We start from the raw sequence: 14,154 nt of genomic DNA on the forward strand, positions 1-14,154 counted from the left end.
TAGGCGGAATTTCATTACCCATATTACGCTTCCTTGTGAGCCCCGGCGCGCCACCAAGCGATTTTCCAATTTCCCGAATTGTAGGTAAATATTATTTAATATCATATGGTTGTTCTGATAGATAATAGATGGACTCCATTTCGACCCAGGTGACGTCCTGAGCAAAGGGAAGGGGGCGCTGGAAGGTTCGCATGAGCCCGTCCCAGGCCGCCACCTGCGGATTGGCGGCATCGCGCGCTGCCTTTGTCGCCGCATCGGGCGCCAAAGCCATGTCCTGTTCCATGATCATGACCATCCGGTCGCCCACTTGCCAGATTTGCAGATCGAGGACGCCGTCGGCCCGGATGGCAGCCGTAACGGCTTGTGGCGGACCACCCGGCCGGTGCCATTCGCGATAGCATGCGATCATGTCCGGATCATCCACCAGATCAACGGCGAAGCAGCGCCGGACAATTTCTCCCATTTTCTCTCTCCCGGTTGACGTCTCCGACCAGTCTATATATTCATCATATGTCTTACAAGATGGAGAGGCTGAATCATGGCCCGGCTTTATGGCGGCGAGGTGTCGAAACGGCACATCGCCGAACGATCCGGCACGCTGTCCCAATTTGCGGGGGTGCGGCTGATGACTTTGGGGGATGGCGTCGAGCGAGGCGTGCGGATGCTGCATTTCCGCACCGGATCGGGCCTGTCCTTCACCGTGCTGGTCGATCGGGCGATGGACATTGCCGAATGTGACCATGCCGGGCGGGCCATAGGCTGGCATTCGCCGTCGGGCTTCCGCCATCCCGGATTGCATGACTATGAAGGCGAGGGGGGGCTGAGCTGGTTCCGGTCCATGTCGGGCCTTAACATCACCTGTGGCCTGGACCATATATTGTTCATGCATGACGATCCGGCCGGACATTATCATTATGGGCCGCGCCAGAGCGTTTCCTCTTCGCTGCACGGGCGGGTCGGCACCATCCCGGCGCAACTAACCGGCTATGGCGAGCAATGGGATGGCGATCGCTGCACTTTCTGGGCGGAAGGGATCGTGCGCCAGTCGACCGTATTCGGCGAGGATCTGCATCTGATCCGCCGGATCGAGGCCGATCTGGGCGGCGACGAAATCCGGCTGACCGACCGGGTGGTCAATCATGGCTTTTATCGCACGCCGCACATGTTCTGCTACCATATCAATGTCGGTCATCCGGTGGTGGCCGAGGGCGCTCGCTATGTCGCGCCGATCCGCGACGTGCTGTGGGCGGCCCATGCCGACGATTATCAGGCGCAGGGGGTGGGCTATCGCACCCTGCCGGCGCCGATCGTCAATTTCCATGAGCAGGTGTGGCAGCATGACATGGCGCCCGACGCGGATGGCCGGGTCGAGGTGGCGATCGTCAATGAAGCACTGGGTTTCGGCTTTTCGGTCGTGACCCGTAAGGATCAGTTTCCGGCCATGTTCGAATGGCAGAACCTCCATGCCGGCCACTATGCCGTGGGGATCGAGCCGTCGACCAACCATGTGCTGGGCAAGGATTTCGCCCGCGAGCGCGGCGAACTGATCGAACTGGAGCATGGCGAGGAACGGCGTTACGATACGGTCCTCCGCGTCCTGCCCGATGCGACGGCGGTGTCCGATGCGGTGGCGCGGATCGAAGCTGTCCAGCGCCAGCCTGATGAGGACTATCCTGCGCCGTCCGGCAATTATCCGGCGATCGGAGGCGCCGCATGATGGGCCGCACGATCCTCTACACCGGCGCGGCTGGTGGCCTGGGGCTGGAGACGACGCTGCTGCTGATAGAAGGCGGCGCGACCGTGATCGCGGTCGACAATGATCCGGCGAAAGTGGCGCGCCTGACCGAGGCTGCGGCGGGCAGGGGGCCGGGGACACTGATCGTGTCGACGGCCGACCTGTCCGATCTGGCCGGGTTTCGGGCCACGCTGGATGCTTTGATCGCGCAGCATGGCGGGTTCGATGTCGTCATCAATAATGCGGCCATCTACCCGTCCAAACCCTTCGAGGATTTCTCGGTCGAGGAGCATCAACTGGTCCAGCGGATCAATGTCGATGCCGGGATCGTCGCGGTGCAGGCAGCATTGCCGGGAATGCGTGCCAAGGGCTTTGGCCGGATCATCAATATTTCCAGCATCACCATTTCGGGCGGCTGGGCGAACCTGTCCCCCTATGTCGCGTCCAAGGGTGCGCTGGTGGGCCTGACCCGTGCCTGGGCGCGGGAATTTGGACCAGCGGGTGTCACCGTCAATGCGATCGCGCCGGGCGCTTTCCCGACCGATGCGGAGAAAATCCATCCCGACCCGGAAGGTTATAACCAGATGGTACTGGATGCCCAGTCGGTCAAGCGCCGGGGTGTCGCCGCCGACATCGCCCACGCCATCGCCTTTTTCGCCGCTGACGAGGCGGGTTTCATCACTGGCCAGACGCTGCATGTGAATGGCGGCTGGGTCATGGCCTGAAGGACCAGATATGACGATACTCAAGGATATTCGCGTTCTCGACTGCTCGATCGCCATGGCCGGTCCGTTCGCGGCGCAGCGTCTGGGCGACATGGGCGCCGACGTCATCAAAGTGGAGCCGACCAGCGGCGAGTGGCAGCGCCATGCTTCGGCCGGCGGCGCGACCGGCAACCGGATCAACGTGTCCTTCCTCTCGCTTAATCGTAATAAGCGGTCGCTGGCGATCGACCTCAAATCGCCGGAGGGCAAGGCGGTGCTGCTCGATCTGGTGAAGGAAGCGGATGTCTTCCTGCAAAACTACCGGCCCGGCGTCGCGGAGCGGCTGGGCGTCGATTATGCGACGCTGTCGGCGATCAACCCGCGCCTCATCTATGTGTCGATGTCGGGCTATGGCGAAGATGGCCCCTATCGGGCCTATCCGGGGCAGGATCTGCTGTTGCAGGGCATGTCGGGGGCGATGCTGTCTGCCGGGGCGGAGGGCATGCCGCCATCGCCCGCCGGGCAATATCTGGTCGACGCCGTGACCGCCTATACCGCTTTCGAAGGGGCGCTGGCTGCGCTGTTCCATCGGGAGCGGACGGGCGAGGGGCAGTTGGTGCAGGTCAATATGCTCGACGCCATCACCACCCTCCAGATGCAGGAATTGTCGGTTTTCACCGTGGGCGGCAAGCCGCAGGCGCGATCGGCCGAACCCCATGCGCATAGCTATATCCGCGCGCCCTATGGCGTGTTTGAGACGGCGGACGGTTACATGACGCTGGCCATGGCCTCGCTGAAGACGTTGGGGCAGGTGTTGGGAGACCCCTTCTTTGCCGAACTCGACGAGGAACGGGATGGCTGGACCCAGCGCGACGCCATTTTTGCGCGGGTGAAGGCGCATCTGATCGGGCAGTCGACGGCCCATTGGCTGGAGACATTCCGCGCCGCCGACATCTGGTGCGGTCCGGTCTATGGCTATGCCGACCTGATCGACGATCCGCAAATCCGGCATAATGGCACTTTTGTGGAATATGATCACGCGACCGAGGGCCGGGTGAAGGTGCCGGGCTTCCCGATCCGCTTCTCCAAGACGCCCTCTGCCATCACCCGTGGTGCGCCACTGGTGGGCGAACATAGTCGCGACGTGCTGGCAGAGATCGGTCGCAGTGCGGACGAGATCGCGCGACTGATCGAATCCGGCGTGGTGCGCCAGCACGCATGAGCTTGTCCCAATATCGCGGTCTGACATGGGACCATCCGCGCGGCTATCGCGCGCTGGAGGCGGCGGCGCAGGACATTGCGCCGGGGCAGGGGCTGTTCATCGCTTGGGATCGCCACTCGCTGGAGGGGTTCGAAACGGCGCCGATCGCCGAACTGGCTGAGCGTTACGACCTGATCGTGCTTGATCATCCCCATGTCGGGGAGGCCGTGGCGCAGGATTGCCTGTTGCCGATGGAGAGCTTGTTCGACGCTGAGATACTACAGGAGCTGGAGGTCGCTGCGATCGGACGGTCGCTCGCCAGCTATCATTATGGAGGGGCGCACTGGGCACTGCCGCTCGATGCAGCGACGCAGGTCATGGCCTATGCGCGTGATCGTATCGATACGCCGCCGCAAAACTGGGACGCGGTGATCGATCTGGCGGCGCGTCAGCCGGTCGCCCTTTCGCTCGCCGGGCCGCATGCGATCCTGTCCTTCCAGTCGATCGTGGCGGCCTTGGGTGGCGGTCGCCCGGCGGAGGGCTTTGTCGATCGGCAGATTGGGCGCGAGGCCTTTGCGATCATGGCGGCGCTGACCGGGCAAGCAAGCCGGGCCTTCGTCCATGCCAACCCCATCGCCTTGCTGGAGGCTATGGCGGCGGGCCAGGATGTTGCGCTGGTCCCGCTCATCTATGGCTATGTCAATTATGCAGCGGCTGGCCGGGTGGGCTTTGCCGATGCGCCGCGTGGAGCGGTCGGCATCGGGTCCATCCTCGGGGGCACCGGCATTGCTGTGTCGAAACGATGCACCGTGACGCCAGCGCTTAAGGCGCATCTGCTATGGCTGATGGGGGCGGAGGCGCAATGCGGCTTCATTCCTGCGCATGACGGGCAACCTTCGTTACGGGCCGCATGGAGCGATCCGCAGGTCGATGCCAATTGGGGCGGCTTTTACAGCGGCACCCGCGCCACGCTGGACACGGCTAGCCTGCGCCCCCGCCATGACGGCGCCATCCGTTTCCAGACCGACGCATCGGCTCGGTTGCGTGCCGGCCTGATTGACGGCGATCCTGTCGACGCCGTGCTGGACGCCATAGAGGCGGCTTTCCACCGCCATCATCGCAAAGGAGCCGAACTATGAGCGCCAATTTGCGCTTCACCATTGCCGATCATATCGCCACGATCACGCTGGATCGTCCGGAAAAGCTCAATGCCATGACGCCGGACATGGCGGCGGCGCTGGTGGAGGCCGTCAGCCAGTGCAATGGCTCCGATGCGGTGCGCGTGGTGATCGTGACCGGGGCGGGGGAGAAGGCTTTTTCCGCCGGGTCCGACATTTCCACGCTGGACTCCTATGCGACCCCATGGGATTTCCGCAATCGGCAGGATTATTGCGATGCGCTGCGCGCCTGTCGCAAGCCGGTGATCGCGGCGGTCAACGGCTATGCGCTGGGCGGCGGGCTGGAAACCGCCTTGGCCTGCGACATTCGCATCGCGTCGACCCAAGCGCGCTTCGCTGCGCCGGAAATCAAGCTGGGCTGGATTGGCGGCGGCGGTATGGCGGTAGGGCTCGCCCATTCGATCGGCATGTCGAACGCGGCGCTGATGCTTTATACCGGCGACATGGTGAGCGCCGAGCAGGCCCTGGCCTGGGGACTGGTGAGTGAGGTGACACCGCCCGACCAGTTGATGGCGCGGGCGCAGGCGATTGCCGCCACCATAGCGCAGCGAGCGCCCATTGCCGCCGAAACGGCTAAGCTGAATCTGCGCGCCGCGCACCAGATGCCCTATGACAAGGCGATCGAATATGAGCGCGACTTGCAAGCCATCTGCTTCGGCACCGCCGATGCCGCCGAAGGACGCGCGGCCTTCGCCGAACGCCGCGCCCCCGATTTCCAGCGGCGCTGAGCCATGGACATGAGCCCTGCCGCCATTTTGCCGACCGATCCGGCTGCGCTGCTGTTCGGTCGCATCTGGCGGCCCGATCGTTCCGGCCCGTCGCTGGTGCGGGTGGATGGCGATCGGCTGACCGATATTTCCGCCAGCTTCCCGACCGCGCGCGACCTGTGCGAAGCCGCCTCCCCGGCGCAGGCGCTGCGGGATGCGAAGGGCGAGGATGCCGGTGCCCTTGCCGACATCCTCGCCAATACGCCACCCGACCGGCGCGATGTTGCGCAGCCCTGGCTCCTGTCGCCGATCGACCTGCAAGCGGTGAAAGCGGCGGGCGTCACCTTCGTCACATCCATGCTGGAACGGGTGATTGAAGAGAAGGCGCGCGGCAATCCGGAGGCGGCGGCGCAGATTCGGCAGCAGGTCCGCGCGCTGGTGGGCGATGAGCTGCGTAGTCTGCGACCCGGATCGGATGAAGCCGCCCTGCTTAAGCAGGCGCTGATCGAAGCCGGAGCGTGGAGCCAGTATCTGGAAGTCGGGATCGGTCCCGACGCGGAAATCTTCACCAAGGCGCAGCCGATGGCGACGGTCGGCGCGGGCAGCGCCATTGGCGTACACCCCGCTTCGGTCTGGAACAATCCGGAGCCCGAAGTGGTGCTGGTGATCGCCTCCGACGGGCGGATCATCGGCGCGACGCTGGGCAATGACGTCAATCTGCGCGATGTCGAGGGGCGATCGGCGCTGCTGCTGGGCAAGGCGAAGGACAATGTCGGGGCTGCGGCGGTCGGTCCTTTCGTGCGGCTGTTCGATGACGGGTTTGATCTGGCGGCCGTGGAGCGCATCACGGTGAGCCTGTCGGTGCATGGCGCCGATGGTTTCGTCATGGAGGGGCGGTCGGCCATGGCGGAAATCAGCCGCCCGCCCGCAGAGCTTGCGGCGCAGGCGGTGAATGCGCATCATTGCTATCCCGACGGTCTGGTTCTCTATCTCGGCACCCTGTTTGCGCCGACGCAGGATCGGAGCGCAGCGGGGCGGGGCTTTACCCATGCGGAAGGAGATGAGGTGCGGATTGCTTGTGACGAACTGGGCATGCTGGTGAACCGGGTGACGGCGACCGATCGGGTCGAGCCATGGACCTTCGGCGTCGGCGCCCTGATGCGCAATCTGGCCGCGCGGGGTCTGTTGTGAGCACACGGCCCCGCATCCTGCTGACCCGGCGCTGGCCTGACGCGGTCGAGCAGAGGCTCGCCGCATCCTATGATGTGACCTTCAACCAGAGCGACCAGCCGATGGATGCGGCGGCGCTGGCGCAGGCGATGCGCTATCATGATGCGCTCTGCCCGACGGTGACGGACAGGGTGACGCGGGACGTGCTGCTGACCGATGGGCGGCGGGCGCGGATCATCGCCAATTATGGCGCGGGCTATGAGCATATCGATCTAGGGGCCGCGCGTGAGGCGGGACTGGTCGTCACCAACACCCCCGATGTGCTGACCGAGGCGACGGCGGACATCGCGCTGACCCTGATGCTGATGGCGATGCGCCGTGCGGGTGAGGGGGAGCGCGAATTGCGCGCCGGTAACTGGAGCGGCTGGCGGCCTACGCATCTGCTCGGCCAGTCGCTGGATGGCAAGTTGCTGGGGCTGGTCGGCTTCGGTCGGATCGCCCGCGCGGTGGCGAAGCGGGCAGAGGTCTTTGGCATGCGCATCGCCTATCATAGCCGTCGGCCGGCAGACGATATGCCGGCCAGCGCCTATTTCGCCGACCTTGGCGCGCTGGCGGAACAGGCGGATGTCCTGTCGCTCCATGCGCCGGGCGGCGCGGAGACGCGGCATATGATCGACACGGCGCTGCTGGCGCGGATGCCGGGCCATGCGGTGCTGGTGAATACCGGGCGCGGATCGCTGATCGATGAAGGCGCGCTGGCGCAGGCGCTGGCGGAGCGGCGGATCGCGGCGGCGGGACTGGACGTGTACGAAGGCGAACCGCAGGTGCATCCGGCGCTGGTCGCCCTTCCCAATGTCATACTGCTGCCGCATCTGGGCAGCGCAACGATTGAGGCGCGGACGGCCATGGGGATGAAGGTCGCCGACAATCTCGACCGTTTCTTTGCCGGAGCGTCTCTGCTTGACCCAGTCGCTTGACTATATTGCAGGGGCGGCCCGGAAATGGCTTTCATTGACCGACAAGCCATTGATTCTGGGGCTTTGCGGAGCGCAGGGGTCGGGCAAATCGACTTTGGCCGCGGGCCTGCAACGGCGGATGCAGGCGGAAGGGCGGATGACGGCGGTCCTGTCGCTGGACGACCTGTATCTGGATGGCGCAGAGCGGGAAAGGCTGGCGCGTGACGTGCATCCGTTGCTGCGCACCCGCGGCGTGCCGGGCACCCATGACGTGGCGCGGGGCATCGCCATACTGGACACGGTGAAGGCGGGCCAGCCCGTTGCTCTGCCGCGTTTCGACAAGGGGAAGGACGAACCTGCCGACGAAGAGCTTCTCCTGCCCGGCCGGGTCGAATTGCTGATTTTCGAGGGCTGGTGTGTCGGCGCTCGGCCGCAACCGGACCAGGCGCTCGCCAATCCCGTCAATGCTCTGGAGCGGGATGAGGACGCCGCACAGCTATGGCGCCGCCACGTCAATCGCCAGTTGAGCGGCCCCTATGCCGATCTCTTTGCCCGCATCGACCGACTGGTCCTGCTGGCGGCCCCCGATTTCTCGGTCGTCCATGCATGGCGGAGCCAGCAGGAAGAGGCGTTGCGCGCAGAGCAGGGCGATCGCGCCAGCCATGCGATGGACGTCGTTCAAATAGACAGGTTCATCCAACATTATGAACGTCTTACACGCCATATTTTAGATGATATGCCCGGTTATGCCGATCATAGCTTGTTTCTGGACAAGGACCGTGGATTGAGGATGGCGCAATGATCATATCGTCCCCGCTGGACTATCGTGAAGCCGCGCGCAGGCGGTTGCCCCGATTCCTGTTCGACTATGTCGATGGCGGCGCCTTTGGCGAGGAGACGCTGGCGGCCAATCGCGCGGATCTGGCCGGGGTTCGCTTGCGGCAGAAAGTCCTGCGCGACATATCCCAGCTTAGCCTTGAAACGACCCTGTTTGACGAAAATCTGTCCATGCCGGTGCTGCTGGCGCCGATCGGGCTGGGCGGCATGATGCGTCGGCGCGGCGAATTGCAGGTAGCGCGCGCGGCGCGCGCAGCCGGCATCCCCTATATCCTGTCTACCGTGAGCGTTTGCCCGCTCGACGAGGTGATCGCCGCTGCCGGACAGCCCATCTGGTTCCAGCTTTATGTGCTCAAGGACCGGGGCTTCATGCGCCATGCGCTGGAACGCGCGCAGGCTCTGGGCGTCACCAAACTGGTCTTCACCGTCGACATGCCGCTGCCGGGCGCGCGCTATCGCGACGCGCATTCGGGCATGAGCGGTCCTGCTGCGCCGTTCCGTCGGATGCTACAGGCGATGGGACGGCCAGGATGGGCCTGGGATGTCGGGTTGATGGGCCGACCGCATGATCTGGGCAATATATCAGCCTATCGGGGACAGCCAACAGACCTGACCGACTATATCGGATGGCTTGGCGCCAATTTCGATCCGTCCATCACCTGGTCCGATCTCGAATGGATCCGCGATATGTGGAAGGGACAGATGATCGTGAAGGGCATCCTCGATCCTGAGGACGCCCGCGACGCGGTGCGTTTCGGTGCCGATGGCATCATCATATCCAACCATGGCGGCCGCCAGCTTGACGGAACGGCTTCGACCGTCAGCGCCTTGCCGGGCATCGCGGAGACTGTTGGCGATGAGGTGACTTTGCTGGTCGATGGCGGCGTGCGAACCGGGCTGGATGTCGTGCGCATGCTCGCATTGGGCGCACGATCCGTCCTTCTGGGACGCGCCTATATCTATGCGCTGGCAGCGCGAGGCGAGGCTGGCGTTACTGACCTGCTGCAAAAGATCGCGCAGGGCATGCAGGTTGCGATGGCGCTGAGTGGCGCAAAATCCGTTGAAGGGGTAAATGATTCCATATTGTTATGATGCATATCTAATATGTTTTTGAATTTAACATAACATATATTATCGAACTTTTAAGGTGTAAGCGCCAGACAGAAATCCCTGCCGGAAGCGAAGATGGCGGGTACGGAACGCCGACAGGCGCGAACCTCCCGGCCCATCTTTTCGGACGTAAATTTCTGCGGGCCCAGTTGGCCGGCGACAACCCGTAGCCTACCCTATGTCCTGCTCCGACTCTTCGAGAATATATTGATCGATGCGCCTCAGCATGGATCTGAAATTTTCCATTTCTTCCGGCGTGAATCGGGAAAATATGCGTTGTTCAAGTTCGATCGCCTTTGGTGCGATCGCCGCATAAAGTTCCTCGCCCGCCTGCGATAAGATCAACAGATGGGATCGCTTGTCCTCGACATTGGGCTTGCGCTCCAACAAGCCTCTATGGACCAGAGACATGGCCGCTCTGCTGATGCTGACCTTGTCCATTCGCGTTCTTGAACAAATTTCCTGCTGGGTAATGCCGTCCGTCTCGGCAACCCAGGCGATCACGCGCCATTCAGGAATGCTGATCCCGAAAAGAGCTTCATATCGCTCCGCAATGCTGTGGCTTACCAGATTGGAAGTGTAGGATAATCTGTAGGGGATGAAGGCGTCTAGCCGGAGAAGCGTCGGGTGCATCCGATATAGTAACATTTGACACTAGATTGGCAATGAGTCATATATAGTTTCAAATGATACCATTTGGAGGCGTCATGATGCTCGATCCGAATAATCCGCTCGGTCTGGATGGGTTCGCCTTTGCCGAATTTACCTCCCCCACCCCCGAAGCGATGGCCAGCCAGTTCGAACAACTGGGCTTCGTGCCGGCCAGGACAAAGGCTGATCGGGGCCTGACGCTCTACAGGCAGGGACGGATCAACCTGATCCTCAATGCCGCAGAAACGGGTCAGGCCAGACAGTTCAGGGACATGCATGGCGCGTCTGCCAACGCCATGGGGTTCAATGTGGTCGATGCCGAAACGGCCTATGCCCTTGCGATCGAACGTGGCGCGACGGCCGCAGACACGTCGGTCAGTGCGCTGCCGGGCGAACGCGCGATCGAGGGGATTGGCGGCTCTTTACTGTATCTTACGAGTGCGGATCCCTTCGCCGACTGGGACGAAGTGCCCGGCTGGCGGGACGCGGCCGCCGCGAACACTGTCGGCCTCGACCTTCTGGACCATCTGACCCATAATGTCCGTCGCGGCCAGATGCGGGTGTGGTCAGCCTTCTACAATCGGATTTTCGGCTTCGAAGAGCAGAAATATTTCGATATCAAGGGCAAGGCGACCGGCCTGTTCAGTCAGGCAATGATCGCGCCGGACCACGCCATTCGCATCCCGCTGAACGAGAGCCAGGATGACAAGAGCCAGATCGAGGAATTTATCCGCGATTATAATGGCGAAGGCATTCAGCATCTCGCACTGACGACCCGCGACATCTATTCGACCGTCGAAAAGCTGCGCGCCAATGGCGTAAGGCTTCAGGACACGATCGATACCTATTATGAGCTGGTGGACAAGCGCATAGCCGGTCATGGCGAGGATCTGGAACGGCTCAGAAGCAATCGCATCCTGATCGACGGGGATGTGGAAGAAGAAGGTATTCTGCTTCAGATTTTCACGGAAAATCTGTTCGGCCCTATTTTCTTCGAAATCATCCAGCGCAAAGGCAATGAAGGATTTGGCAACGGCAATTTCCAGGCATTGTATGAATCGATCGAACTCGATCAGATTCGGCGTGGCGTCATCACCATCGATGCCTGATCATGAGGCCGGACCTGATTGAAAGTGGCTGGGAGAGCGCCATGACGCCGATGAAGCCGCTGCCGCGTCAGATCCCGAAGGTGCGCGCCGATCCGGGTGAGGAGATGATGTCCGGTTTTGGCAATCATTTTTCGACCGAAGCGGTTGCAGGCGCGCTGCCGCAAGGCCGGAACTCTCCCCAGCACGTCCCCTATGGCCTTTATGCCGAGCAGCTTTCCGGGACGGCCTTTACGGCGCCCCGCACGGAAAATCGGCGCAGCTGGCTCTATCGGCTGCGCCCTGCCGCCAGCCACCCGCCATATAGCCGCTATGATCGCCCGTCCCTTCTGCGGTCCGGCCCTTTTCATGAAGTGCCGCCTACGCCCAACCGGTTGCGCTGGGATCCCCTGCCCATCCCCCGCACGCCAACCGATTTCGTCGACGGGATGGTCAGCTATTGTGGGGCGGGCGATCCTGCGATGGCCAGCGGATTGGGCATCCACCTTTATGCCGTCAATCTCTCTATGAAGCGCCGCGCCTTCTGCAATGCGGATGGCGAGTTGCTGATCGTTCCGCAGGAAGGCGCGCTGTGCCTGTACACCGAACTGGGCAGGTTCACGGTATCTCCCCAGCAGATCGCAATCATTCCCAGAGGGCTGCGGTTTCGTGTCGAACTGATCGACGGCGACGCGCGCGGCTATATCTGTGAAAATTACGGCGCGCTGTTCCGCCTGCCCGATCTTGGCCCGATCGGCGCCAACGGGCTTGCCAATGCGCGGGATTTCCAGACACCCGTCGCCTGGTTCGAGGATGATGATGCGCCATTCGAAATCGTCCAGAAATTCCGCGGAACATTGTGGAAGACGACCCAGCATCATTCCCCGTTCGACATTGTGGCCTGGCACGGCAATCTGGCGCCGGTGCGCTATGACATGCGCCATTTCAACACGATGAATACAGTCAGCTATGACCATCCCGACCCATCAATCTTCACGGTCCTGACCTCGCCCACCGATACGCCCGGCACCGCAAATTGCGATTTCGTGATCTTCCCGCCAAGATGGATGGTGGCCGAGGACAGTTTCCGTCCGCCCTGGTTCCACCGCAATGTCATGAGCGAATTTATGGGACTGATCCATGGCGCCTATGACGCCAAGGAAGGCGGTTTCGCGCCGGGCGGCGCCTCGCTCCACAATTGCATGTCCGGCCATGGACCGGACCGGCCGAGCTATGAGCGAGCGATCCATGCAGACCTCAGCCCGGTCAGGACAGACAATGGCATGGCTTTCATGTTCGAAAGCCGCTTCGCCTTCAGTCCCACGCGCTTCGCGATGGAAACCCCGCTGTGCCAGCTGGACTATGATGATTGCTGGGCGGGCTTCCAGAAGGCGCAGGTGCCACGACAGCCGGATAATGGAGACAAACAGGCGTGAGCTTCCCGAAGATCGACGAAACGCATGACGCCGCCCTTAAGAGCTGGGTTCCCGGCGCCGATGGCCACACCGACTTTCCGATCCAGAATCTGCCTTATGGCATATTTTCGCCATCCGGCGGGGCGCCCCGCGCCGGCGTGGCGATCGGCAACCATATTCTGGATCTGCATCAGGCTGGTGCCGCTGGCCTGCTTCCGTGCGACGTCGTTCCCGCGACGAGACAGCCGACGCTTAATGCCCTTTTCTCTTTGCCAGCGGCCAGCCGGCTGGCGCTGCGCAGGACGCTGAGCAGGCTGTTGAGCGAAGAGAGGATGCGCGCGCTGGTCGAACCGATGCTCTTTCCCGCAGATATGTGCTTGCTGCACCTGCCTGCCGCGATCGGTGACTATACCGATTTCTATGTCGGCATCCATCACGCCACCAATATCGGCAAGCTGTTCCGGCCCGACAATCCGTTGCTCCCCAACTATAAATATGTTCCGATCGGCTATCATGGCCGGGCATCGTCCATCCGCCCGTCCGGCATGCCGGTCGTTCGCCCCCGGGGGCAGCGCAAGTTGCCGGATGCGGATGTCCCCGTCGTCGGCCCCAGCACGCGCCTGGACTATGAACTGGAACTGGGCATCTGGATCGGGACCGGCAATATGCTTGGCGCGCCGATCGACATCGCCGACGCGACTGATCATATCGCCGGCTTCTGTCTGCTGAACGACTGGTCTGCCCGGGATTTTCAGGCATGGGAATATGTCCCGCTCGGCCCCTTTCTGGCCAAGAATTTCCATTCGACCATATCGCCCTGGGTGATCACGAGCGAAGCGCTGGCGCCCTATCGCCTGCCCCAGCCCGGCCGTCCCGACGGCGATCCGCAACCTCTGCCCTATCTGCTGGACACGGCGGATCAGGCCGGCGGCGCTTTTGCCGTCACGCTGAAAGTGTTTCTTTCCAGCGCAAAAATGCGGGAAGCCGGCCTTGCGCCCCATCAATTGTCGCATGGGCAGGCGACCAGCATGTACTGGACTGCGCAACAGATCGTCACCCATCACGCATCCAATGGCTGCAACCTCAACCCCGGCGATCTTCTGGGCACGGGCACCTTGTCCTCCCCCGATCCCGAAGGCTTTGGCAGTTTGATGGAGCTGACCCAGGGCGGTCGGAACGCCATCACCTTGCCCAGCGGTGAAGAACGCCTGTTTCTGGAGGATGGCGACGAAGTGATTTTGCGCGCCAGCGCCGTGGCGGAAGGCCATGTCGCCATAGGGTTTGGCGATTGCGTCGCACGGATAGTGCCGGCGCGATGAGCGAGATCCAGCCCCACGGCTATTGGCTCCGCTCCGCCATCCGGAGCGTCCTGAAACGGACGCCGTCAACGGTAGGCCCAGACGCT

At 62.5% G+C, this 14,154-nt stretch carries 14 protein-coding genes; 12 read left to right on the forward strand and 2 right to left on the reverse strand.

The genetic code is table 11. The features are described from left to right. Window positions 1-91 precede the first annotated feature (91 nt). Window positions 92-463 carry an L-rhamnose mutarotase gene (locus ACFOKF_RS19950; RefSeq protein ID WP_380798175.1) on the reverse strand — a complete coding sequence of 124 codons (372 nt, stop codon included), beginning with the start codon at window positions 461-463 and terminating at the stop codon, window positions 92-94. A gap of 75 nt (window positions 464-538) precedes the next feature. Here ACFOKF_RS19950 and ACFOKF_RS19955 point away from each other — a divergent pair, with 75 nt between their 5' ends. From ACFOKF_RS19955 to lldD, 9 genes are read left to right on the forward strand one after another with little or no spacing between them, the layout of a single operon-like run. Beyond that, window positions 539-1,717, forward strand: a complete 1,179-nt coding sequence (locus tag ACFOKF_RS19955; RefSeq protein ID WP_380798176.1) for an aldose 1-epimerase family protein — start codon at window positions 539-541, stop codon at window positions 1,715-1,717. Further along, on the forward strand, window positions 1,714-2,460 hold the full coding sequence (locus ACFOKF_RS19960; protein WP_380798178.1) for an SDR family NAD(P)-dependent oxidoreductase: 747 nt from the start codon (window positions 1,714-1,716) through the stop codon (window positions 2,458-2,460). Before ACFOKF_RS19955 ends, ACFOKF_RS19960 begins: the two co-directional genes overlap by 4 nt. A 10-nt stretch (window positions 2,461-2,470) precedes the next feature. Further along, entirely contained in the window at window positions 2,471-3,661 is a 1,191-nt protein-coding gene (locus tag ACFOKF_RS19965; protein ID WP_380798181.1) for a CaiB/BaiF CoA transferase family protein, read from the forward strand. Next, window positions 3,658-4,779 (forward strand): extracellular solute-binding protein, encoded by a 1,122-nt coding sequence (locus ACFOKF_RS19970; RefSeq protein WP_380798183.1) that lies wholly within the window; start codon window positions 3,658-3,660, stop codon window positions 4,777-4,779. The genes ACFOKF_RS19965 and ACFOKF_RS19970 overlap by 4 nt, the downstream gene beginning before the upstream one ends. Then, window positions 4,776-5,546 (forward strand): enoyl-CoA hydratase/isomerase family protein, encoded by a 771-nt coding sequence (locus ACFOKF_RS19975; RefSeq protein ID WP_380798184.1) that lies wholly within the window; start codon window positions 4,776-4,778, stop codon window positions 5,544-5,546. The genes ACFOKF_RS19970 and ACFOKF_RS19975 overlap by 4 nt, the downstream gene beginning before the upstream one ends. Before the next feature lie 3 nt (window positions 5,547-5,549). Further along, a complete protein-coding gene (locus ACFOKF_RS19980; protein ID WP_380798186.1) occupies window positions 5,550-6,716 on the forward strand; it encodes a fumarylacetoacetate hydrolase family protein in 1,167 nt (388 codons plus the stop codon). Next, complete coding sequence (locus ACFOKF_RS19985) at window positions 6,713-7,672, forward strand: 2-hydroxyacid dehydrogenase (protein ID WP_380798187.1); 960 nt, start codon at window positions 6,713-6,715, stop codon at window positions 7,670-7,672. The genes ACFOKF_RS19980 and ACFOKF_RS19985 overlap by 4 nt, the downstream gene beginning before the upstream one ends. Then, window positions 7,656-8,453 carry a kinase gene (locus ACFOKF_RS19990; RefSeq protein WP_380798189.1) on the forward strand — a complete coding sequence of 266 codons (798 nt, stop codon included), beginning with the start codon at window positions 7,656-7,658 and terminating at the stop codon, window positions 8,451-8,453. Before ACFOKF_RS19985 ends, ACFOKF_RS19990 begins: the two co-directional genes overlap by 17 nt. After that, window positions 8,450-9,580 carry an FMN-dependent L-lactate dehydrogenase LldD gene (lldD, locus tag ACFOKF_RS19995; RefSeq protein ID WP_380798191.1) on the forward strand — a complete coding sequence of 377 codons (1,131 nt, stop codon included), beginning with the start codon at window positions 8,450-8,452 and terminating at the stop codon, window positions 9,578-9,580. The genes ACFOKF_RS19990 and lldD overlap by 4 nt, the downstream gene beginning before the upstream one ends. Before the next feature lie 189 nt (window positions 9,581-9,769). On the opposite strand, the gene ACFOKF_RS20000 is transcribed toward lldD, so the two are convergent. Further along, window positions 9,770-10,231, reverse strand: a complete 462-nt coding sequence (locus ACFOKF_RS20000; protein WP_380798192.1) for a MarR family winged helix-turn-helix transcriptional regulator — start codon at window positions 10,229-10,231, stop codon at window positions 9,770-9,772. Window positions 10,232-10,308: 77 nt separating this feature from the next. Here ACFOKF_RS20000 and hppD point away from each other — a divergent pair, with 77 nt between their 5' ends. The 3 genes from hppD to fahA all read left to right on the forward strand — a co-directional run bounded on the left by hppD (window position 10,309) and on the right by fahA (window position 14,068). Beyond that, window positions 10,309-11,358, forward strand: coding sequence for a 4-hydroxyphenylpyruvate dioxygenase (gene hppD / locus ACFOKF_RS20005; protein ID WP_380799316.1), 1,050 nt, complete (start codon window positions 10,309-10,311; stop codon window positions 11,356-11,358). Window positions 11,359-11,465: 107 nt separating this feature from the next. Next, window positions 11,466-12,770, forward strand: coding sequence for a homogentisate 1,2-dioxygenase (hmgA, locus tag ACFOKF_RS20010; protein WP_380799317.1), 1,305 nt, complete (start codon window positions 11,466-11,468; stop codon window positions 12,768-12,770). Beyond that, complete coding sequence (gene fahA / locus ACFOKF_RS20015; protein ID WP_380798194.1) at window positions 12,767-14,068, forward strand: fumarylacetoacetase; 1,302 nt, start codon at window positions 12,767-12,769, stop codon at window positions 14,066-14,068. The genes hmgA and fahA overlap by 4 nt, the downstream gene beginning before the upstream one ends. The last annotated feature ends 86 nt before the right edge of the window (window positions 14,069-14,154 follow it).

Source organism: Sphingobium rhizovicinum, from assembly GCF_042647625.1.
GTDB classification, from domain to species: Bacteria; Pseudomonadota; Alphaproteobacteria; order Sphingomonadales; family Sphingomonadaceae; genus Sphingobium; species Sphingobium rhizovicinum.

What these genes read in the sequence shown, in the direction of transcription:
- ACFOKF_RS20000 (WP_380798192.1), bottom strand. Translation starts at nt 10,231, where the DNA reads ATGCACCCGACGCTTCTCCGGCTAGACGCCTTCATCCCCTACAGATTA.
- ACFOKF_RS19980 (WP_380798186.1), top strand. Translation starts at nt 5,550, where the DNA reads ATGGACATGAGCCCTGCCGCCATTTTGCCGACCGATCCGGCTGCGCTG.
- hmgA (WP_380799317.1), top strand. Translation starts at nt 11,466, where the DNA reads ATGTCCGGTTTTGGCAATCATTTTTCGACCGAAGCGGTTGCAGGCGCG.
- ACFOKF_RS19955 (WP_380798176.1), top strand. Translation starts at nt 539, where the DNA reads ATGGCCCGGCTTTATGGCGGCGAGGTGTCGAAACGGCACATCGCCGAA.
- ACFOKF_RS19950 (WP_380798175.1), bottom strand. Translation starts at nt 463, where the DNA reads ATGGGAGAAATTGTCCGGCGCTGCTTCGCCGTTGATCTGGTGGATGAT.
- ACFOKF_RS19970 (WP_380798183.1), top strand. Translation starts at nt 3,658, where the DNA reads ATGAGCTTGTCCCAATATCGCGGTCTGACATGGGACCATCCGCGCGGC.
- ACFOKF_RS19960 (WP_380798178.1), top strand. Translation starts at nt 1,714, where the DNA reads ATGATGGGCCGCACGATCCTCTACACCGGCGCGGCTGGTGGCCTGGGG.
- ACFOKF_RS19975 (WP_380798184.1), top strand. Translation starts at nt 4,776, where the DNA reads ATGAGCGCCAATTTGCGCTTCACCATTGCCGATCATATCGCCACGATC.
- hppD (WP_380799316.1), top strand. Translation starts at nt 10,309, where the DNA reads ATGCTCGATCCGAATAATCCGCTCGGTCTGGATGGGTTCGCCTTTGCC.
- lldD (WP_380798191.1), top strand. Translation starts at nt 8,450, where the DNA reads ATGATCATATCGTCCCCGCTGGACTATCGTGAAGCCGCGCGCAGGCGG.
- ACFOKF_RS19965 (WP_380798181.1), top strand. Translation starts at nt 2,471, where the DNA reads ATGACGATACTCAAGGATATTCGCGTTCTCGACTGCTCGATCGCCATG.